Source organism: Mycobacterium sp., from assembly GCF_049281135.1.
Taxonomy (GTDB): domain Bacteria; phylum Actinomycetota; class Actinomycetes; order Mycobacteriales; family Mycobacteriaceae; genus Mycobacterium.
This window is the reverse complement of sequence record NZ_JBAPRN010000625.1, coordinates 17788-38178: the sequence shown is the minus strand read 5'-3', so window position 1 is coordinate 38178 and position 20391 is coordinate 17788. Positions and strand designations below refer to the sequence as shown.

Sequence of the window (20391 nt, the reverse complement as noted above, 5' to 3'; positions counted from 1 at the left end):
AGGTTTGATAGCGCACCGCGGCGACGGTATTAGCGAATACCGGGTGGTCCTCTTGTGCGGTGAAATCCACCTTGGCGATCCGCCCGTCGAGTCGGATGCTTTCCACCTTGCCGACCTGCACGCCGGAAATGCGAACGTCGTCTCCGACATAAAGGCCCGACACATCGGAGAATGCCGCGGTGTAACGGGAAACCGCCCCGGTGACCGGACTACGTAAGGCGGTGAGCACGATAAGCGTGCACACCACCGCGACCGCGGTGAAGACCGTCAGCCACACCAACGATTTGGTGACACTTCTCATCGGCCACCCGCCTGCGGTGCCGCCGCGGGCGCCGGTAACGCCGCAGCCAGGCCGGGCATGGCGTCCAAGGTGACCTCGATCTGCATGCGAACCTTGCCGTTGACGACAGGAAACGCAGCACTGGTGCGGTCAATCAGACCCGAGAGCCGGTCATAGTACGGCGCAAAACTGCCGATGGTGAAGGCTTCCGGCAGCAACACGTCCATCAGCGCGCCGATGAATGGGACCAGCCACGAGATGTTCTTCGCGACGATCTTGTCGGCACTGAAGAGAAGCTTCGAGGTCTGGTCGAGGATCAAATCCATGCGCTCGACGCCGTCGGGGTGCGCTAGAAATTCCATTCCATTGAGCAGGTCATATGCCAACCCGATGAGCGGGATCGAGTCGCTGGCACCGTTGACCACCGAAGCGAACACCGAAAGCGACCGCGAGAACGGCACCTTCTGGGAGTCCACCAGCATCTTGACCAGATCGAAGTATGAGCGGGTCACCGGCTCGGTCAGGTCGGCGTGCCGACGCACCACCTCGATGATGTGGTCGACCTCGGGCGAGTCCACCAGCCGGCCGAATTTTTGGCCCTTCCGCAACAATCCGGTGATGGAAGCGGACCGGACGTTGGCACCTATCAGCAGCGTCTGGTTCGGTCGCAGCCGGGGGCCGGCGCCGGTGCTGACCAGCTCGACCGCCGCGAGGCCGAAAGTGTTTGACGACACGAAATTGGCTGTGGTGTCGGCGGCCAGCGCTTTGGCTTGGCGCGGCTCGAGTTCCACGGTGATCTTCTGCTTGTTGTATCCGGCCGATTGCAGCGTCTTCACCGATCCGATCGTCAGGCCGCGGAACTTCACCTCCGCACCCGGCGTCAGACCCTCACCGATCACATCGGCCACCACGGTCAGCTTGAACGTGTCGTCGTACCTGCCGGTGCCCAGCTGATACAGCCCTATGCCCGCGATCCCCAGTACTACTGCAGCAATCAGGCCACGGATCCGCAAGGCGCGCGAACTGGGCGCCCGCACTCCCTCGTCCGACCCCGGCGGTATTGGCATGCCTTATCCCGATATCCGAATGCCGGAACTGTTGCCCCAGAACAACAGCGTCAGCACCATGTCGGCGGCAACCACGGTCACAATGCTGGCCCGGATTGCTCGACCCGAGGCCCGCCCCACACCTTCGGGACCACCGCCGGCGTAGTAACCCTGATAGCAGTGGATGGCAATAATCAGCGTCACGAAAATGACAGCCTTGAGCAACGAAAACACCACGTCGGACGGGTGGATGAACGAGTCGAAGTAGTGGTAGTAGGTGCCCGAAGACTGCCCGTGCAGCACATTGACGACCAGCGCGCACGACACGTAGCTCAACGCCAGTGTCACCACATACAGCGGAACGATGGTGATCATCCCGGCGATCACACGGGTCGTGACCACGAACGGGATCGACTGAATGCCAAGGGCTTCCAACGCGTCGATCTCCTCTGCGATGCGCATCGCGCCGATCTCGGCGGTCATGCGGCATCCGGCCTGGGCCGCGAAGCCGATCCCCGCGATCATCGGCGCCATCTCCCGGGTGTTCGCGTACGCGGAGACAAATCCGGTCAGCGGACCCATTCCGACCATGTCAAGGGCCCCATACCCTTCGACGCCTACTGAACCACCGACCGCCGCGCCCATGAACACCAGCACGCCGATGGTGCCGCCGCCCACGATCAGGGACCCGTTTCCCCACATCATGTCGACTAACAGCACCCCGGTCTGGTGCCGATAACGCCTCAGCGTCAGCGGAATCGCACCAAGCACCTGGGACAGAAAGGTGACCTGGTGACCGAGGCGTTGAAAAAGCGAGTCACTTCGCTCGGCGAGCCACCATGGGGTCCGCAGAGCCATGGGTAGATAGCGAGACGGTGTCGCCATCAGCCCACTCTCAGCGGCATGGACATCGACAATCCTTGCGTTATAAGCAGGTTCAGAACGAAGACCGCGACCACGCCGATGACGACGGAGGCGTTGACCGCGTCGGCCACGCCGCGCGCTCCGCCCTTGGCCTCAAGACCCCGCTGGCAAGCGACGAGTATGACGATCACGCCGAAAAGCCAGGTCTTGAGGACTGCGACCCCGACATCGCCGACGCTAGCGAAGGACGCGAAGGACGCGATATAGCTACCCGGAGTGCCGGACTGGAAGCCGACATTGATTGCGTAGCCTGCCGCCAGCCCCATAAAGATGATGAACGAGCACAACACCGGCGCCACGATCACGATCGCTGCCAGCCGAGGGGTGACCAGCCGCTGCACCGGGTTGGTGCCCATGACGCGCAGCGCGTCGACCTCTTCGCGAATGGTGCGGGCGCCGAGATCAGTGGCCACCGCCGAACCGGCTGCGCCGCCCAGCAGCAACGCCGCCACGACCGGTGCACCTTGTCGGATCACCCCGAGGCCGCCGGCCGCACCCGATACCGACGAAGCGCCAACCTGCTGGATGAAGCTGCCAACTTGCACCGCCACGATGACTCCGAATGGGACCGACACCAGTAACGCCGGTATCGCCGTGACGCTGACGATGAACCAGGCTTGGTTGATGGTGTCGCGCCACGGGTGGCGCAATCGGATCAAATCCGTGATCAGGAGGACGAAGGCCTCAGCGGCCAGGTCGAAGAAACGACCTAATGTCTGTAACGAGCAATCGATTCGGAGCAGGGCGTACCGGAGCGGCTTGCGCAGAATCGTGACGACCGGACGGCCGATCGACGCCTCCACCACAGCCTGGCGATCTTCACGGGTGTCGGACGTCGACACCACATCAGCGGACAGGCGATCGGCGTTGGCGGTGATGCATGCATCGACATCGACACTGGGGAGTGCAATGCCTTCTGTCTGAGTCGCAGCTTCAGCCGCTGTCGCGTCGTGTACACCTGCGGTCAATGGCAGGCCTCCCTAATCGAAGTGACGGCCCCCAGCGAAGATGCAGCTTATTTGTCGTGTGTATTACACAGTGGTGTCGAGTATCCGTCTTCGGAAGCAATTGAGTGTGATGTACGCCACAATTCAATTGGGCCGGCGGCGGCGGGCCGGTGATGGAGGGCCTGGGTGGATCGCGGCCATGGTCGCCGAATCCGTGGCTCACCGCCTGCTAGCTCGACCGCGTCAGCCCTCGACCCCGAACAGCCCCCACTCGCCCTCCACACCCTTGAGGGCCTGCTCACCGCGAGCGGCAAAGCTGAGGCCCGACCCGGCGACCAGGTCAACGACGATGCGCGAGACGAGCACCTCGCCCGCTTCGGCCGCGGCTGCCACACGTGCGGCGATGTGGACGGCAATGCCGCTGATGTCGTCGTCGCGCAGCTCGACCTCGCCGGTGTGTACGCCCGCCCGCACCTCGAGACCCAGGCTCCGCAGGACGTCGCGGATCGCCATGGCACACCGGATCGCGCGGGCGGGTCCGTCGAACCGGGCGAGGAAGCCGTCGCCCGTGGTGTTGACCTCACGGCCGTGGAAGCGCTCAAGCTGGCGCCGGACCTGGGCGTCGTGCCTGCCGAGCAGCTCCTTCCATCGCTCGTCGCCAAGCTCGACCGCGCGCTTCGTGGAGTCGACGATGTCGGTGAACAGCACCGTGGCCAGGACGCGCTCGACCGCAGGCAGCGGCCGGACGCCGGTAAGGAACTCCTCGATCTCATCGAGCACGGTATCGGCGTCGCCGGTAAAGAACAGGTGGTCGTCGCCGTCGACCTCGACGAACTTGGCCCCGGGGATGTGGTCGGCGAGGTAGCGACCCATCTCGAGCCACACCATCCGGTCGGTCCGCCGGTGGAGCACGAGCGTCGGCACCTGGATCGCGGGCAGCACGTCGCGGATGTCCAGCTGCGGATAGAGCGCGAAGATGTTGCGGACCATGCCCGGGCTGGCGGCCACCCGCTGTAGCCGCGCCCACCACCGCCGGAAATCGGCGTCGTCCCGCCGGCTGGGAGCCCATGCACCCAGTCCGACGCCCTCACCCCAGCCCTTGGAACTCACCGCGACCAACTCCGACAGCTGCTCCTCGGTCACGCCGAGCGGGTAGTCGGGCGCGCGGAGCAGGCGGGAGAACGTGCCGTATAGGACGAGCGCATTCACGCGGTCGGGATGGCTGGCCGCCATCAGCATCGCCATCGTGCCACCCTCCGAAACGCCCACGAGGTCGCCGCGTTCACATCCGGCCGCGTCCATGACGGCGGCCAGGTCATCGACGGACTCTTCCAACGTCGGCGCGTGCATCACCGGATCCGACAGGCCAGTGCCCCGCTTGTCAAAGGTGACGACGCGACGGAACGACGCGAGCCGCGAGTAGAAGTGGACGACCGACGGCTCCTCCCACATGATGTCGAGGTGGGAGATGAAGCCGGGCGCGACGACGAGATCGGGCCCCTCTCCGGTCACCGAGAACGCGATATTCAGGCCGCCGCTCTTGGCATAGTGAATGTCCGGCACCCTGCCCGTGACGTTCATGGTCGAACCTTACGCCGCCTGGGCCACGCGAAAGGGCGCCAAAAGGTCGAGCCAACCGCCCGAACCACACGTTGTTGGTACCGTCGCACGCGAAACAATCCGGGTGGCAAATGTGATAGAGCGGGTAATCATCGCGGCGGTGGGCTGCTTCTGTCTGGCCGCTTGTTCATCGACCTCGCCATCGCAGCCGCAAGCCACCACAGCAAGCTCGACGAACCGGCAGCCAACGGGCACCGGGCCTCTCGCCCCTAACGCCTCAGCGGCTCCCAACGCCACTGCCGCTCCCCGTGCGACCACCCCGTGCGTCGGCTTGTCGATCTGCCCACCGCCACCTCCGGACGCCGAGGGCAACCCGGGCTGCTATTACCGCGATGGTTGGGCTGCCGACCCATCAGGCTCGGGAATCAATGTCTACTACTTCCGCGAATCATCCAATGCAATGAACGGCGAGCAGGTGACCGCCGACGTTCGCTTGAAGGACGGTGCCACGGCCTCCCAGATCGCCGCAATCGATCCGGGCCAAACGAATCATCAGATTCAGTTCCCCGGCATCGACAAATCAGCAGTGCAGGAGGTGTTGCTGACGACCGGCGCTGGGCGGTGCTTCGTCATTGGTCCAGACAGTTAGTCTTCCGGATTGATCGGGCGTGTCGGCCCGCCGCCCAAGCGGGATGACGGGCGACTCTATTCCGACGAGCGTCACCCCTCGTTGGACAAGCAGTTCTCTTACCCGGCCGCGACCTTTTTCCTACCGTAGATCCGCTCCATTATCGCCGTGTCTGTGTGCACCTGTACCCGTACCGTCTTGCCGTCGCGGAGGGTGAATACGTCGGCGTCTTGCCCTCTTTCGTTGCCAACCGTCACTTCGGTTAATGCGACGACGGTGTCGCCGTCAGCGAGGAGGCGGTTCAGCTTCACCGTCACCGACTTCTCGGCCAATCGGCTGAGGTGCTCGCCGAGTTCGGCTTTACCGTGATAGGTACCGCTGATCGTGCTATCGCCCGGTTGGACCCACTCGATGTTGTCGTCGAACAGGCTCATCATCGTGTCGCCGTCACCCGCGGAGAAGGCTTCGTAGCCTTTCTTGACGAGCTCGATGTTCTTTTGTTCTTGGTCCGACATGTTCAATTCCCTTCGTGCATAGAATGTTTCGACGTCTGTCACGCAGGCGGTAGATTCCGCCGACCGGTTAACACCTCTCCATCTCCCTCGCCATCAGGGCCTGCTCGAGGAAGACGTAGTGGCGCGGATAGTGCTTATGCTTCGCGACGCGTTCATCGGCCCTCGAATGGTTGAACAGGCGGCGCGGGCGTAGCAGCGCGATCCACTGCTCGGCGGTCATCTTGCTCGGAACCTTCAGCGCTGCCGCTGTGCTCAGAAGCACTTCTTGTTCGGTGATCAGAGTCGGCGCCTCCGCCACCGCGGGTTCCAGCACGGATTCGACGCCAGCGCGTCCCTCTGCGGAGTCGGCTGGTGCTATGCCCGGCCGGTTGAGGCGGGTCGGCATTCCGGTGGCCGTCGTGATGTGCCGCTGGATACTTGGAAGACTTTCGGTCATGGGGGGATCTCCTTGTCGCGCATGGGCGCTGCCCGGCCGCCCTATTACGGGGCCTCCTCAGCACCGACGGTTGCAGCCGTTGGGTCGGGGCTGAGTTCTGTCGCGGTTGAACATGCTTGTAAGAAAACGCCCTGAAACCGGGCCGCCGCCTCATCCGAACGGATGAAAAGCGATAAAGTTCCCAACAACCGCACAGGTGAAGCCTCTGTAGCCGCACAGGAAAGAAGGGCTTTCGATGGGGCCTGCGGACCACCGGGAGAGCCGGCAGTGTTCGAGATCGATGACTTCTCGCGCATAGTCTCGGCCATCTACGCCTCGGCGCTCACTCCGGAAAACTGGATCGTGGCCATGGCGGATGTTCGTCGCACGCTCGACGCGCAGAGCGCCGCGTTGTTACTGGCCGATGGATCGGGCCGCTCGATCAAGAGCGCCAGCCTCCCGCCGGAGGCGCGAAAGGCCTACCTCGAGCACTACCGCGAGATCGACTACGTACTCGATGCCGTCGATAAAAGCCCAGTCGGCTTGATCCAAAGTGGGCAGCCGCTGGTTGCATTGAAGGCGCGGTCAGAGTTCAACGCGGACTTCATGCGTCCTTACCAGATGGATGATGGACTATTCGTTCGGCTTACCGCCGGTTCGATGCCGACATGCTTTCTTGTCGCGGCACCGAAGCGCGCGGAACCGTTCGACACGGCAGAGCGCGTGAAGTTGATGAGCGCCCTGGCCCCGCACCTACAGCAGGCGCTTCGCACCCAGAGTCACCTCGAGGACTTCGCTCAAGGCGCGAGTGACATCGCCAGGGCTGTCGACAGTGTTCGGCACGGCATCGCCGTCGTCGGGCCAGGTTCGGTTGTTATCCATCTGAATTCCGCCGCCGAGCGAATTCTCAAATGCGACGACGGACTGTGTATACGTTCGGGCAGCGTCGAAGCGACTAGTGCATCTGCCAACGCTGAATTGCGGAACAGCGTCGTCGCTGCCCTCCTCGAGCACGAAAGCAGTCCTCGCGGTGGCAATTCGTTTCTGTGCAGACGACCGTCCGGGAAGCGTCCGTACGTGATCCACGTACTGCCCTTCAGTCCGACAACCGAGAACGTGTCAGTGGCCCGAGCGCTGGTCGTACTCGTCGACCCGGAGCAGCAGCTTGAGCCACCGACACAACTTCTAGGGCGCGTATATGGCTTGACGAACGCCGAGGCCGACGTCGCGCTGCGGGTACTGCGGGGTGACGGTCTCAAACCGATCTGTGAGGAGCTGTCGCTTTCAATGGCCACAGTTAAGACTCACCTGCAACACGTCTTCGATAAGACCGACACACATCGGCAAGCAGAGCTGGTGCGCCTTCTATTGACAATCATTCCGTAATAGCTTGATGCGGACGTTCGCAGATCTTGTTGAAAAAGAAAGCTGGCCAAGGCTTTTGGCCGTGACCAGCATTTCCTCAGCGGAGCTGCCGGGCATCGAACCCGCCGCTCTACCAGGCCCTTTGCCTTCTGAGCTGCCGGTTGGTTGCGTTTAGGTCCGATACCTTCCCGTTCGTCACCTGCGGCCTCGTTTTCGGGTCTTGACGGCGTCAACAGCGATGAGCGCCTCGCCCTCACCCCTAGTACAGAGCTATCGATTTTCTTCTGACGAAGTCGTCGAGGTGGCTCCACCCTGGCAGCTCGCACCCGCCGAGACCGGTCACCACTTTGCCGGAATCCGAAAATCCAGTGCGGCGCCAGCGTGGCTTGGGGGACATAATGTAAGGGTGTGTCCTAGCTCACACGATGGAGGAAATGACAGTCATCCCGCCCGCGCATCCGTCGAATGTTCAAGGAGGATCGCCGCATGGATGCATGGCTGATCTGGTTGATCATCGCCGTAGTGTTGCTGGTGGTCGAGATGCTCACTATCACCGCAGCGGTCGGGATGCTCGGTGTCGCTGCACTGATCACCGCGGGCTTCGCCGCACTCGGACTGCCCGTTCCTGTCCAACTCCTTGCGTTCACAGTCACCGCCACGATCGGGGTGCTGCTCATCGGCCCCATCGTCCGTCGGCACATGCTCCGGCCCCAGCTCGAGCGTTTCGGCGTCGAAGCATTAATCGGTAAGCCCGCCTATGTCGTGTCAGAGGTATCCCGGCTGGACGGCAGGGTTCGCATCGGCGGCATCCGCGGTGAGGAGTGGACCGCGCGGGCCTACGACCAAACCCTGGTGATACCCGCCGGGGCGACCGTCGACGTGCTGGAGATCAGCGGCACCACCGCGCTCGTGTACCCCCGGGAGTAACCCATGGAAATTTCACTCTCTCTTACCCTTATCGCCGGACTGATCATCGCGCTGTTCGCAGCCTTCACCGTGCTGCGGGCGGTGCGCATCGTGCCCCAGGCGCGTGCCCGCAACGTCGAACGGCTCGGCCGCTACGACCGCACGTTGCAGCCCGGCCTCAACTTCGTCATCCCCTACTTCGACCGGGTCTATCCGATGATTGACCTACGGGAACAGGTGGTCTCGTTCCGACCACAACCGGTGATTACCGAGGACAATTTGGTCGTCGAGATCGACACTGTGCTCTATTTCCAGGTGACCGACGCGCGCGCAGCCGCCTATGAGATCGCCAACTTCCTGCAAGGCGTCGAACAGCTCACGGTCACCACACTGCGCAACGTCGTCGGGTCCATGGACTTGGAGCGCACACTCACCTCTCGCGACACCATCAACAGCCAACTCAGAGGTGTGCTGGACGAGGCCACCGGCAAGTGGGGGCTGCGAGTGAACCGGGTAGAGATCAAGGCCATCGACCCGCCGCAATCCATCAAGGACGCGATGGAGAAGCAGATGCGGGCCGAGCGCGACAAGCGTGCGGCAATCCTGGGCGCCGAAGGCCAACGCCAGTCTCAGATCCTCACCGCCGAAGGCGACAAGCAGGCCGCCGTCCTGCGGGCCGAGGGCAATCGGACCGCAGCGATCCTGAAAGCCGAGGGCCAGGCCCGCGCAATCGACGAGGTATTTCAGTCCGTGCACCGCAACGATCCCGACCCCAAACTGCTCGCCTATCAGTATCTGCAGATGCTGCCGCAGCTGGCCCAGGGCCCGGGAAACACGTTCTGGGTAATTCCAAGCGAGGTCACCGCCGCCCTGCAAGACGTGTCCCGCGCCTTCACCCAGGCGCTGCCCAAGTCATCGGCCACCCGCGAAGCCTCCTCCGACGACTTGGCAGCGCACGCTGCCGCCGATGCGGCTAAGGCGGCACAGGCTGCGGCTGATGCGCTCGAAGGCGCGGCCGAGGCCAACGGCTACCAGAACGCATCGCCATAGCGGCGCTATGCGTTACGCAACCCCAGCGCTAGCGGTTGTCTTCGGCGCTGGCACTCACACGGACCTTGAGGGCAGCCAACTCCGCGGCGGAGAAATGCGTACCCGCTCTGATCACGGCGTTGATCCGGTGCAGGTTTTGCACGTCGTCGAGGGGGTTGGCGTCCAGTACGACCAGGTCGGCGTTACGCCCGGGCTCGACGGTCCCCATGGTGTCCTGACGACCGAGGTATTGGGCCGGGTTGATGGTGGTCATCTGCAGGATCTTCAGCGGTGAAAGGCCCGCTTTCGCCAGTTCGGCGAACTCCTGACGCAAGGTCAAGCCGGGCGCCATCATGGACCCGCCATCCGTCCCGGTCATCATCGGAACACCATTGTCCGCGAACAGCTTTGCCAGGCTCAGCTGGCGCGGATACAGGTCTCGGTACGTCCTCTGCGCCTCGGCGGGCAGTGCCAGGAACTTCGCTGTCACCGCGCGCCACCTCTTGATGTTCCTGGCCGGCAGATAAGCCAACGATTCGTCGCGTTCGTATTCCGGCGCACCGGCGTATTCCATACTGCGCAGCCGAACCATCGTCGGCACCTGCCAAGTGCCGTGTTCCGCGAGTTTTGCCGCCACGGCGGCGGCCTTGTCTTCGCTGTAGGTGTCCAACGCGCGCTGAATCCGGGCAACGTCAATGGGATCGGAGAAGGCGGCGGGGTTGACCAGTAACTTCTGCATCCGCCAGGCGACGATGCGCTCAAGGAACGGAAACTTGACGGGCGGCGCCTTGATCACCGGCCTCTCGTAGGCCTGCGAGCGCAACTCCTCGTCGATGATGGAACAGGACGACCATACCGGCGAGCCCGGCCCGAGATGCTCGACGGACCGGAAGCCAGCCCGTGAAGCGGCCACTACGTCAACGCCCTCTTGGAGGTGACCGAGAATGGGGATCCCCACGGCGACGGCTTCTTCGACCGCGGCCATGAAGACCTCGGGGTCCGCCATGACCATCTTCACGAAGTCGGCCCCTTGGGCCTGCTGGCGCCGGATCTCAGCGGCGGCAGCCTCGCTCGATCCGGCATTGAGCGGCGTGAGAATGGTGCCGGGTGTCTCCAGCAGGGCCGGCGCCATTGGGCCGATCGGCAATGTGTTGTTGCGTCGTTTCTTCAGCAGCGCAGGCGAACCCGACATCTGGCGAAATCCGGTGACGCCCTCGGCGAGCATCAGGGCAAGGCTCCCTGACGGGTTGCCGAGGTTCAATGCATGCGAATGCATGTCGTTGTAGCCCGGCACGATGAATCTGCCCGCCGCATCGATGCGTTCCGTGTTCGGGTCCTCGCGGAATGCTTCGCGCGGGGACACCTCGACGACGCGGCCGTCTCGTATCCGAATGCTGACATCGACGGCGATGCTGCCGTCCCGGGGATCGACCACGGAGCCGCCATCCAGAAGCAACGTGCGGGAGGATCCGGTGTCGGCCACGACGTTCCGCTCGCTCGAGCCCTTGGCCCGTTCCAAGCCGACGGACCCAAGACGCAAAAAGCGAGGCACAGAAATGGGTTGCGCGTATGCGCAGCAAGGACAACCGGCTGACTGCATTTCTAAAACCTACTTTCGCGTTTCACCCCACCGGCTGACAGCGCCGGCAGGAGACGGCTTCCCCACTCACAGCCGGCCAGAGACTTTTCGCATGAGCGCCTCCGGATCGGGCGCTCGGCTGCCGCGCCACGCGACGTGTTGGTCAGGTCGAACCAGCACCAACGGGGCCGCGAACAGATCTTCGGCCAACTGACCGTCCATTTCCACGGCTGCGACCGGAATTCGCAGAGAGGCAGCAGCTTCCAGAAGCTGCCGCCCTGGTGCCAAGTTCACCTCGCCGACCAGACTGTACTCACTGCCTAAGCTGTCGAAGAGTGAGCGATGTGCGGCAAGCCACTTGTGCGGCAGTCTGTTTCCGGCTGCGGCGCTCGGAACGTACACGCCAGATAACTGCTGCGCGGCATCGGACTCCGTCGCGGCGTCGTCAGCGACCACTATCGGTGAATCCGCATAGGAGGTTCCGAGCACGAGGTCCAAGCTGTGGAACTCGGCGCGCTTCCCCTGCTGTGTGGCGGCAGCCACCGCCGGCTGTGCGCAGGTGAAGTCATCGTCACTGCCCATCAGGCGCGGATCGGCAAGCTGGGGGCCCAGTATGGACATGTTCTTGGTGGCGACGGCTATCGTTTCTCGGGCAACCGGCCGGCGCTCTATCTCGTAACTGTCCAAAAGTGTTTCGGAACCCCATCCGTTGAGCACCGCACTAAGTTTCCAGCCGATGTTGGCGGCATCCCCGATACCGGTGTTGAAACCGTGGCCTCCCCATGGAGGGTTTTGGTGGGCGGCATCTCCGGCCAGGAAGACTCGGCCGGATCGGAACGTATCGGCCACCTGCATACGTGCTCGCCAGGGATCGGTGGCGAGCACCTCGATCGCGACCGGGTCGGATCCGTCGCCAATCAGATTGTGTATCAGGCGTGCCGGATCGACTGCGCCATCTTCGGCGCTAACGCCCATGATGACGCACCACCACTCGTCGGTGAGATTCAATCGACCCACCAGGCCCGGTTGGCCGGGGTTGAGGACCCAGTAATGCACGGCGTCGCCGAGACGCATCCGAGACGCCAGCGACTCGGCACGAAAGACGACGTTGAAATTCGGTCGCTCGTCGGCACTGCCTTCATACTTCGCGCCGATTGCCTCGCGCACCACACTGCGGGACCCGTCGCATCCGACGAGGAACTCAGAACCAATCGTGGTGAGGTTGTCCGAGCCGTCGGCGACGGTGGCCACGACCCCGCGGTCGTCCTGGGTCAGGGCGATGATCCGGTGGCCGACAACCAACTCCGCCTCGGAAAGTTCGCCTACCCGGTCGCGCATGATGGACTCGATCAACGGCTGTGGAGCCTGCTGGCCGCCTTCGGCCACCAGGTCGTCATCGACGAGATCCAGCCCGAGGCAGTGGTCGAAGCGTGTCACTTCACGGCCCAAAAGTGTTGTGCAGAAGACGACTTCATCAGACCAGGATTGGGGTATCGGCGCACGACGCCTGACGGTGTCGGCGATCCCCCATCGGCGGAAGTGTTCCATCGTCCGTGTCGAAGTCGTCTTGGCGCGTGGCCTCAACCACGAGATGTCCACGCGTGGCTCGACGACGATGCAGCCGGTGCCGTGTTGAGAGAGTTCGAGCGCCGTAGCGAGGCCGACGGGGCCCCCACCGATGATCAGCACCGGAGTGCGTCTGTCTACCTCAACGGCCGGGAGCTTTTTCACCGTGGTTGGGTGCGCGCATTGCGAGGTCGCGGAGAGCGACTCCCGCTCTTAGCGTTCACCTTTCGATCCCCGGGTACGTTCGCCGCATCAGTTTGATAGGCAGCGAGCGCCGTTCGGGCGGTATCTTCGTTGCGGGCGAGATGGTCGAAGATGGCTTGCGCGGCGAGATCGGGATCCCGCTTGCGGAATGCGGCGATCAGGTCCTCGTGGGCTTGTTCGCGGCGCTCGTGCTCGTGCGGGTCGTAGTCGAGGAGTCCGAATCCGATTCGCACATACCGCTCTCCCGCCCGCCACAATGTGGTGAGCACTCTGGTATCCCACGTCGTGGCTGCGGGTTCCAGCAGCGCCAGGTGAAATTGCAAATGGCTGCTGTAGATGCCGTCCATGCCGAGGTTCTCGTCGCCGAATTGCACCGCCTGCGCATCGAGGCGATCGAGTTGTTCGACCGTCAGCAGCAGGCACGACCGGCGGGCCAGCTCGGGCTCCAGCACACGCCGCAGTCGGTAGATGGCGTGCAGGTCATCGAGATCGAGCGGAGCGACAGTCGCGCTACGGCCGGGCCGGATGACGACGAGGCCTTCTCCTTCGAGGCTCCGCAGCGCCTCGCGAACCGGGATGAAGCTCACGTCCAGCATGGTGGCGATTTCGCGGAGCGAAAATTCCTGTCCGGGCGCCAACACACCCGACAGAATCGCCCGGCGCAACTCTTCGGTGACCTGGGCGACGACCGACCGTGACGAGATCGGCCGTATAACGGCGTTTGACGACGTCAAGAGCCAACCCTCTTCCAAGAGACGAGACCAACGCGTTGTGCAGCGAACGATAGCAACTATATATCGACTTGTCGCGACTCCACATGCCTATATTTGGCACTTTTCTTGAAGAGAGCCTGTTCATCGGCCTATTCCGGGCAACGGACCAAGGTCTGGTCGCGGCTATTGCTGTTATCACATATCGCTGCTACCTTGTGTCCCACGCCACAGTGGCGCATCGATGAATGCACGGTGCCGGCAGATTGGAGCCGCCATGTCCGCCAGTCCAAAGTTCGCTCACGTCGTTTTCCAAACCGGTCAGCCGAATCAGATGCGCGATTGGTACTGCACAGTCCTGGACGGTCACGTCGTCTACCAGGACCAAGCCTTGTGCTTCATCGCCTACGACGACGAGCACCACCGGGTAGCGCTGATAAGCCTTCCGGTCGAGTCGCAGCGCAAACACCCCACCACCGCCTGCGCACATCACGTGGCCTACACCTTCGAGAACCTCGATGCGCTGCTCGACCGCTACGTGCTGCTGCGCGACCGGGAGACGATCCCGGCGGTATGCATCGCTCACGGGGTGACGACGTCGATGTACTACCAGGATCCCGACGGCAACTTCGTCGAGATGCAGATCGACAACTTCCCCACCCCTGCCGATGCCACCAGCTACATGCGAGGCGCCGAATATGCGGGCGACTCGGTCGGCCCGGCCTTCGATCCCGCAGCGATGCTCGCGGCCCGCCGCGACGGTGCCCGCGTCGAGGAACTCACCGACCGCGCCTGGTCACTACGAGCCGGTTTGCCCGATCCGATGCAGATTCTCGTCGGCGTGTGAAGCCGACCGGCTCGATGACTACCTTTACCGAGACCTGCCCGAGGCCACTCATGGACAGACAGCCGCGATCACCCGAAGTCGACATCGTTGAGCGCATACGCGCGATCCAGCGGCTTGTGGAGAAGAACTCCGATGACGGCGAAGCCGCTCGCCGTGTTGTCGAGGAGTCCATCACTGCCCTCACCGAGGCCGGCGCATTCAGGATCGCCCAACCGCGCCGATATGGCGGGTACGAAACCTCGGTGCGCACCATGCTCGATGTGTCGTCGGCCGTCGCCGAGGCCGACGGCGGGACCGCCTGGGTTGTCGCTCTGTGCAACGCATGCGCCTGGCTGACGAGTTTGTTTCCCGAGCAGGCCCAGGACGACGTTTGGGCAACCAATCCGGACGCGAAGGTCTCCGGCGTCCTCGCCCCCACCGCGGAGTCGATACCGGTCGATGGGGGTGTTCGGGTGTCCGGACGGTGGCAGCACAGCCCGGGGTCGTGGCATGCCGACTGGGCGGTCCTCGGCTTTCCCATCAGTGACATGAGCGGGGAGATCGTCGATCACGGGTTCGCTCTCATCGCACGAGAAGATCTCGAACTCGAAGAGACCTGGTTCGTGGCCGGGATGAAGTCGTCGGGTTCGAACTGCTTGATCGCCAATAACGTGTACGTCCCCGACCACCGCATCCTATCGATGACAGGCGCGATCTACGGTGACTACCGTAACGAGCACACGGACGTACCGCTGTACCGCTCCGCCCTGATCCCGGTGCTGGCACTCGCGCTCGTCGGCCCGCAACTTGGCTTGGGCCGCAAAGCGTTACAACTCGTCAAAGAGCACGCCGCACACAAGCCAGTCTCCTACACCTACTACTCCGCTCAATCGGACTCGGTGGCGTTTCAGCTACAGATCGCCGAGGCGGCAATGCTCATCGACACCGCTCATCTACACGCCCAGCGCGCGTCCGAGGACATCGACTCCGCGGCGCGGAGCGGCGTTTACCCCGACGAGCTAGACCGTGCGCGGGTCCGTGCTGATGCCGGATGGGTACTCGACCACATCACCAAAGCGATCGACATCCTGATGTCCGCACACGGTGGGTCGTCCTTCGCCGAAACCAATCCATTGCAACGTATCTGGCGAGACTCCGCGGTAGCCGCGCGAGATGCACTCACGATGCCGGTCGTCAACTACGAGATCTACGGCAAGGCCCTATTGAGCCGAGACGACCAGATCACTCCATTGATCTAGTGTCCGCCGAAGGACGGCCACCGCGTATGCAAGGAGATGGGAATTGACCACTGCAGCCACCGATTCGTGCCTCATATGCGCGATGGAAGCCACCGAAAGCGATTCGGTGATCTTCCGAGATGAGCTCTGGGCAGCAGAGATCGGCCCCGGAATGGAGGTCCCTGGATGGTTCGTGCTGCGAACCCGGCGCCATGCGGAACTGATCACCGGACTCGATGACGCCGAGACCGACGCCCTCGGACGCCGGCTGCGCGCCCTAGTCGCTGCCGTCACCGAGGTAACCGCCGCGCCCGCGACGTACCAGTTGGTCTTCGGCGAGGACTACCGCCATTTCCACGCTGTCGTCACCGCGCGCGGCGAACACATCCCGCCCGATCGGCGTCGCGGTGACATCCTCAAGCTACGGGACGAAGGTCATCGAGATGTCGCAGCCTGCTTGGCAATGGTCCCGAAAATCCGTGCGGCGTATGCCCGCATCACCGAGCGCAAGTGGATACCGGACACGGTCGGTTAGTCGCACCGAGCGCATGACGAGGTCAGAAATGCAGAATCTCAGAACGACGGTCGACGGATACACCGTTTCGGCGACTCTTCACCTTGCCGGCAAGCCGTACCAAGGAAGCCCGCTACTGGTCGCGCTGCATGGCGGCACCTACACCAGCGAGTACTTCTGCGTCGCCGGCTCGCGCACCGGGTCATTCGTCGACATCGCGACGCGCAACGGATTCTCGGTGCTGCGGATAGACCGACCGGGATATGGCGCCAGCGATTTGCTGCCCGAGGACGAGAACACCTTCGTCCGGCAGGCCGAACTACTCGACAGCGCCATCTCGGGCATGCTTGACGACTGCGCGGCCGACACCGTTGTCCTCGTCGGACACTCCATCGGAGGCATCGTCGCCCTCGAAATCGCCGCCCGACAGCCTCATTGGCGGCTGACCGGCGTGGCCGTCAGCGGAATGGGTGCCGCCATCCCCGCAGGTGGTGCGGCAGAACAACTGGGCGCACTCCCCCTCAGCGGTGTTGTCGACCTACCCGTCGAGGAACGGGAGCAGCTGTGGTACGGGCCCGCATCGAGCGTGTCTGCCGATGTCGTCGTCTCGGCGCGGTCTTCGTTCGCACCGACACCCATGATCGAGTTGAAGTCAGCACCCAAGTGGGCGGCGCAACGTCTCGACGAGGCCGCCCTGGTCATCACGGTCCCGGTCCACCACACGCTCGCCGAATTCGACGCGCTCTGGGACGCCTCGCCAAGGGCCCGAGACCTTTTTCTGGCAAAATTCAGCCCGACACTGCCCGTCCATTCGGAGATCATGGCGGGAGTCGGCCATTGCATCGATCACCACTTGCTGGGCGCCGCAATGCATTACAACCAGCTTGCTTTCGCCCATCAATGCATGCTTGCGCAGATGGCATCGTCCAACTCGCTCCAAGGCTAAGAGGAAGGCGCTTCGGTGAGGTTTGCCAATGTCAACGGTCGAGCGTGCGTTGCCCAAGGAGAACACTTCTTCGACATCGCCCAGGCAAGCGGTGGCCATTTCAGCTATGACGTGCAATCCGCCTACAGCCGGTGGGACGAGCTGACCGCGTGGTTCGCCGCCGACTTCTCCGCCAACGGCCGCTCTCCCACACTAGGCCCATTCGGCGCTCCAGTCCCCGCGCCGTCGCAGGCATTCGGCATCGGCCTCAATTATGCCGACCACGCGCAGGAGGCAGGCCTGCAGACTCCCAAGTCGCCGTTGGTATTTCCCAAGTTCACCTCCTGCATCGCCGGCCCGCACGACGAATTGATCCTCGACAACGACACCGTCGACTGGGAAGTCGAGTTGGTCATCGTGATCGGGTCAGCCGGTCGGAATGTCGAGCCCGCAGCCGCGTGGGCTCACGTCGCAGGCTTGACCATCGGACAGGACATCAGCGATCGTGCGCTGCAATTCTCCGACCCTTCGACCCCGCAGTTCGGATTGGGCAAATCCAAACCTGGTTATGGCCCGATCGGGCCGGTCGTGGTTACCGCCGACGAGTTCGACGATCCCGCTAGCCTGGCGATCACCTGCACCGTGAACGGTGAGAAAGTGCAGGATTCCAACACGAGTCAACTGATCTTCGACGTGGCCGCCCTGGTGTCCTATCTGTCCTCGGTCGTCATCCTGCACCCGGGTGACGTCATCTTCACCGGAACTCCGTCCGGAGTCGGCGCGACCCGGACCCCGCCACGGTATCTTCACGCCGGCGACGTACTGGTCAGCGAAATCGAAGGTATCGGCACGCTGATCACCAGGACGACGCGATGACCACCGCCCGTTCCCCCGAGAACGTACGAGGTGCGGTCGCCGGCGGCGATGTGCTCGACGAGATTGCCGCACGCGTGCTGTGGACTTCGACGGCAATGATCCACTACGCCAACCGCATTCGCCCTAATCCCAGCGGGCTGAAGGTCGGTGGACACCAAGCCTCGTGCGCATCGATGGTCTCGATCATGACGTCGCTGTGGTTTACCCAACTGGAGTCGGGTGACCGTGTGTCGGTGAAGCCGCACGCTTCGCCGGTGCTGCACAGCATCAACTATCTGCTCGGGGCACTCGACCAAAGCCACCTGACCACGCTACGGGAGTTCGGCGGGCTGCAGAGCTACCCCAGCCGCTCGAAAGATCCCGACCCAGTGGACTATTCGACGGGATCGGTGGGAATCGGTGCCACCGCACCGATCTGGGGAGCCATCACGCGCCGCTACGTCAACACCACACTGGGCGATACGGGCACGGGACGGCAGTACTCGCTGGTCGGTGATGCCGAACTGGACGAGGGCGCGGTATGGGAGGCGATCCTCGACCCGTCCGTGCAGGAACTCGGGGAGATCGTCTGGATCGTCGACATGAACCGACAGTCCCTGGATCGGGTGGTGCCCAACATCGCTGCTGGCCGGCTCGAGACGATGTTCGCCGCGGCCGGCTGGCAAGTCATCACCGTCCGGTTCGGCAGGCTGCTGGAAGACCTCTTCGGCCGTCCCGGCGGTGCGGCGTTGCGGCGCCGCATCCTTGACATGCCCAACTCCGAGTACCAACGGCTGCTGCGCTGCTCGGCGCAAGAGCTGCGAGTCCGGCTACCCGCAGACGGCGACGATGCGGGCGCGATCGGTGACCTCATCACCGGACTCGACGACCACACCCTGGTCCGGGCTATCGGCAACCTCGGCGGCCACGACATAGACTCGCTACGGTCCGCGTACGGGCAGATCGACGACACCCGTCCGACGATTATCATCGCTTACACGATCAAGGGCTATGGCCTTCCGACACAAGGACATCCGCAAAATCACTCCTCGTTGCTGACCGACGAGCAGTTCACTGAACTCTCGGTGAGCCTCGGCCAAGACCCCGCGCAGCCCTGGCATCGCTTCGACGACGGTTCCCCGGCCGCCGAACTATGCCGCGCAACAGCCGAGCGGCTGCGGCGCGCGCCAGTTCCGACTGGAAATCGACCTGCGGTACCGACCGATCTCGGACGTGTTCCGCCCGCCGTTTCCACCACCCAGGCGGCGCTCGGTCGAGCCCTGCTGGACCTCACCCGCGAGGCACCCGACGTCGCGAAGCGAGTAGTTACCGTCAGCCCGGATGTCAGTTCCACCACCAATTTGGCGGGCTGGTTGAACAAGGTAGGGGTGTGGTCACCGGGCGAGCGTCGCGACTGGTTCGACGACGACGGCGAAACCATCATGCACTGGCGGGAAAGACCCACCGGCCAACACATGGAGCTCGGCATCGCCGAGACCAACCTCGTCGGGCTGATCGGCGAGCTCGGTGCGGCATGGAGTCGGTGGGGTCAACCGCTGTTTCCCATTGGCGTCCTTTACGATCCATTCGTCGAACGCGCGCTGGAACCCTGGTCGTACGGCATCTACGCCGGGGGCCAATCCATTCTCGTGGGTACGCCGTCAGGGGTCAGCCTCGCCGCCGAAGGCGGTGCGCATCAATCGATCAAGACCCCGTCCATCGGGCTCGAGCAGCCCGGATGCACAAGCTACGAGCCGGCATTCGCAATCGAGGTCGAGTGGACGCTGTTGGACTGCATCTCGCGGCTTGGTAGGCCCGACGGGCGGTCGTCCTATCTTCGGTTGTCCACCAGGCCCGTCCGGCAGGAGTTGGCCGACGTTCCGATCGACGCGGCCGCTCGGGAACGCCGCCGTCGCCACGTCGTTGCCGGCGCCTACACTCTGCGGGCCCGCGCCGGCGCTGCGGCGACGATCGTGGCGATGGGCGCGATGGTGACGGAGGCGTTGGACGCCGCAGATCGCTTGGCGCAGATCGGAATCGGCACCGAAGTGGTGTGCGTGACCAGCCCGGGACTGCTATTCGACGCGTTTCAATCCCGGCAGGGCCTTGGGGCCGCGCCGTCGTGGATCCTCGATCAGGTCTTCCCAACGGATCGCGCCGTGCCGATAGTCACCGTGCTCGACGGGCACCCGCACACTCTGGCTTTCCTCTCCTCGGTCAATCGGGTACCGAGCAAGTCGTTGGGAGTCAGCAATTTCGGGCAAGTGGGGTCCCTCGACGCGGTGTATCGCTACCACGGCATCGACACCGACAGCATCGTGCGCGCAGTGCTCGACCTGACTACGTGATGGCTGGAAGG

20 protein-coding genes are annotated in these 20391 nt (G+C 63.5%); 10 read left to right on the top strand and 10 right to left on the bottom strand.

The window, feature by feature from the left end:
- The 5 genes from WAN02_RS24795 to WAN02_RS24775 all read right to left on the bottom strand — a co-directional run.
- Nucleotides 1-301 (bottom strand): MlaD family protein (locus WAN02_RS24795; RefSeq protein WP_422267366.1); only part of this gene is annotated, 301 nt, incomplete at its 3' end.
- Nucleotides 298-1347 carry an MlaD family protein gene (locus tag WAN02_RS24790; RefSeq protein WP_422267364.1) on the bottom strand — a complete coding sequence of 350 codons (1050 nt, stop codon included), beginning with the start codon at nucleotides 1345-1347 and terminating at the stop codon, nucleotides 298-300. The genes WAN02_RS24795 and WAN02_RS24790, both read right to left, overlap by 4 nt.
- A gap of 3 nt (nucleotides 1348-1350) precedes the next feature.
- The gene (locus WAN02_RS24785; RefSeq protein WP_422267362.1) at nucleotides 1351-2211 is read right to left on the bottom strand and encodes an MlaE family ABC transporter permease; all 861 of its coding nucleotides are present in this window, start codon (nucleotides 2209-2211) and stop codon (nucleotides 1351-1353) included.
- Nucleotides 2211-3218 (bottom strand): MlaE family ABC transporter permease, encoded by a 1008-nt coding sequence (locus tag WAN02_RS24780; protein WP_422267360.1) that lies wholly within the window; start codon nucleotides 3216-3218, stop codon nucleotides 2211-2213. Before WAN02_RS24780 ends, WAN02_RS24785 begins: the two co-directional genes overlap by 1 nt.
- 222 nt (nucleotides 3219-3440) lie before the next feature.
- Nucleotides 3441-4778 carry an adenylate/guanylate cyclase domain-containing protein gene (locus tag WAN02_RS24775; RefSeq protein WP_422267358.1) on the bottom strand — a complete coding sequence of 446 codons (1338 nt, stop codon included), beginning with the start codon at nucleotides 4776-4778 and terminating at the stop codon, nucleotides 3441-3443.
- A gap of 439 nt (nucleotides 4779-5217) precedes the next feature.
- Here WAN02_RS24775 and WAN02_RS24770 point away from each other — a divergent pair, with 439 nt between their 5' ends.
- Complete coding sequence (locus tag WAN02_RS24770) at nucleotides 5218-5406, top strand: hypothetical protein (RefSeq protein WP_422267356.1); 189 nt, start codon at nucleotides 5218-5220, stop codon at nucleotides 5404-5406.
- Between the two features lie 98 nt (nucleotides 5407-5504).
- Here WAN02_RS24770 and WAN02_RS24765 read toward each other — a convergent pair whose 3' ends face one another.
- Together WAN02_RS24765 and WAN02_RS24760 are read right to left on the bottom strand one after the other, a co-directional pair.
- Nucleotides 5505-5900 (bottom strand): nuclear transport factor 2 family protein, encoded by a 396-nt coding sequence (locus tag WAN02_RS24765; RefSeq protein WP_422267354.1) that lies wholly within the window; start codon nucleotides 5898-5900, stop codon nucleotides 5505-5507.
- 67 nt (nucleotides 5901-5967) lie between these two features.
- A complete protein-coding gene (locus WAN02_RS24760) occupies nucleotides 5968-6336 on the bottom strand; it encodes a hypothetical protein (RefSeq protein WP_422267352.1) in 369 nt (122 codons plus the stop codon).
- Between the two features lie 267 nt (nucleotides 6337-6603).
- Between WAN02_RS24760 and WAN02_RS24755 the strand changes: the two genes are divergently transcribed.
- From WAN02_RS24755 to WAN02_RS24745, 3 genes are all read left to right on the top strand, one after another.
- Nucleotides 6604-7701, top strand: coding sequence for a helix-turn-helix transcriptional regulator (locus WAN02_RS24755; RefSeq protein WP_422267350.1), 1098 nt, complete (start codon nucleotides 6604-6606; stop codon nucleotides 7699-7701).
- A gap of 465 nt (nucleotides 7702-8166) precedes the next feature.
- Nucleotides 8167-8607, top strand: a complete 441-nt coding sequence (locus tag WAN02_RS24750; RefSeq protein WP_422267348.1) for an NfeD family protein — start codon at nucleotides 8167-8169, stop codon at nucleotides 8605-8607.
- A 3-nt stretch (nucleotides 8608-8610) separates the two neighbouring features.
- The gene (locus WAN02_RS24745) at nucleotides 8611-9636 is read left to right on the top strand and encodes an SPFH domain-containing protein (RefSeq protein ID WP_422267346.1); all 1026 of its coding nucleotides are present in this window, start codon (nucleotides 8611-8613) and stop codon (nucleotides 9634-9636) included.
- Nucleotides 9637-9664: 28 nt separating this feature from the next.
- Here WAN02_RS24745 and WAN02_RS24740 read toward each other — a convergent pair whose 3' ends face one another.
- The 3 genes from WAN02_RS24740 to WAN02_RS24730 all read right to left on the bottom strand — a co-directional run bounded on the left by WAN02_RS24740 (nucleotide 9665) and on the right by WAN02_RS24730 (nucleotide 13698).
- Nucleotides 9665-11098 (bottom strand): amidohydrolase family protein, encoded by a 1434-nt coding sequence (locus WAN02_RS24740; RefSeq protein WP_422267344.1) that lies wholly within the window; start codon nucleotides 11096-11098, stop codon nucleotides 9665-9667.
- 183 nt (nucleotides 11099-11281) lie between these two features.
- A complete protein-coding gene (locus WAN02_RS24735) occupies nucleotides 11282-12925 on the bottom strand; it encodes an FAD-dependent monooxygenase (RefSeq protein ID WP_422267342.1) in 1644 nt (547 codons plus the stop codon).
- Nucleotides 12922-13698 carry a GntR family transcriptional regulator gene (locus WAN02_RS24730; RefSeq protein WP_422267340.1) on the bottom strand — a complete coding sequence of 259 codons (777 nt, stop codon included), beginning with the start codon at nucleotides 13696-13698 and terminating at the stop codon, nucleotides 12922-12924. The genes WAN02_RS24735 and WAN02_RS24730 overlap by 4 nt, the downstream gene beginning before the upstream one ends.
- Before the next feature lie 253 nt (nucleotides 13699-13951).
- Between WAN02_RS24730 and WAN02_RS24725 the strand changes: the two genes are divergently transcribed.
- The 6 genes from WAN02_RS24725 to WAN02_RS24700 are packed head-to-tail and all read left to right on the top strand — an operon-like array spanning nucleotide 13952 to nucleotide 20380.
- Nucleotides 13952-14521 carry a VOC family protein gene (locus tag WAN02_RS24725; protein WP_422267338.1) on the top strand — a complete coding sequence of 190 codons (570 nt, stop codon included), beginning with the start codon at nucleotides 13952-13954 and terminating at the stop codon, nucleotides 14519-14521.
- Between the two features lie 50 nt (nucleotides 14522-14571).
- Nucleotides 14572-15759, top strand: a complete 1188-nt coding sequence (locus WAN02_RS24720; protein ID WP_422267336.1) for an oxidoreductase — start codon at nucleotides 14572-14574, stop codon at nucleotides 15757-15759.
- A gap of 43 nt (nucleotides 15760-15802) precedes the next feature.
- Nucleotides 15803-16273: a hypothetical protein gene (locus tag WAN02_RS24715; protein WP_422267334.1), complete on the top strand. Its 471-nt coding sequence runs from the start codon at nucleotides 15803-15805 to the stop codon at nucleotides 16271-16273.
- Nucleotides 16274-16301: 28 nt separating this feature from the next.
- Complete coding sequence (locus WAN02_RS24710) at nucleotides 16302-17198, top strand: alpha/beta hydrolase (protein WP_422267332.1); 897 nt, start codon at nucleotides 16302-16304, stop codon at nucleotides 17196-17198.
- A 15-nt stretch (nucleotides 17199-17213) separates the two neighbouring features.
- A complete protein-coding gene (locus WAN02_RS24705; protein WP_422267330.1) occupies nucleotides 17214-18053 on the top strand; it encodes a fumarylacetoacetate hydrolase family protein in 840 nt (279 codons plus the stop codon).
- A complete protein-coding gene (locus WAN02_RS24700; RefSeq protein WP_422267328.1) occupies nucleotides 18050-20380 on the top strand; it encodes a transketolase-like TK C-terminal-containing protein in 2331 nt (776 codons plus the stop codon). The genes WAN02_RS24705 and WAN02_RS24700 overlap by 4 nt, the downstream gene beginning before the upstream one ends.
- Nucleotides 20381-20391: the final 11 nt, after the last annotated feature.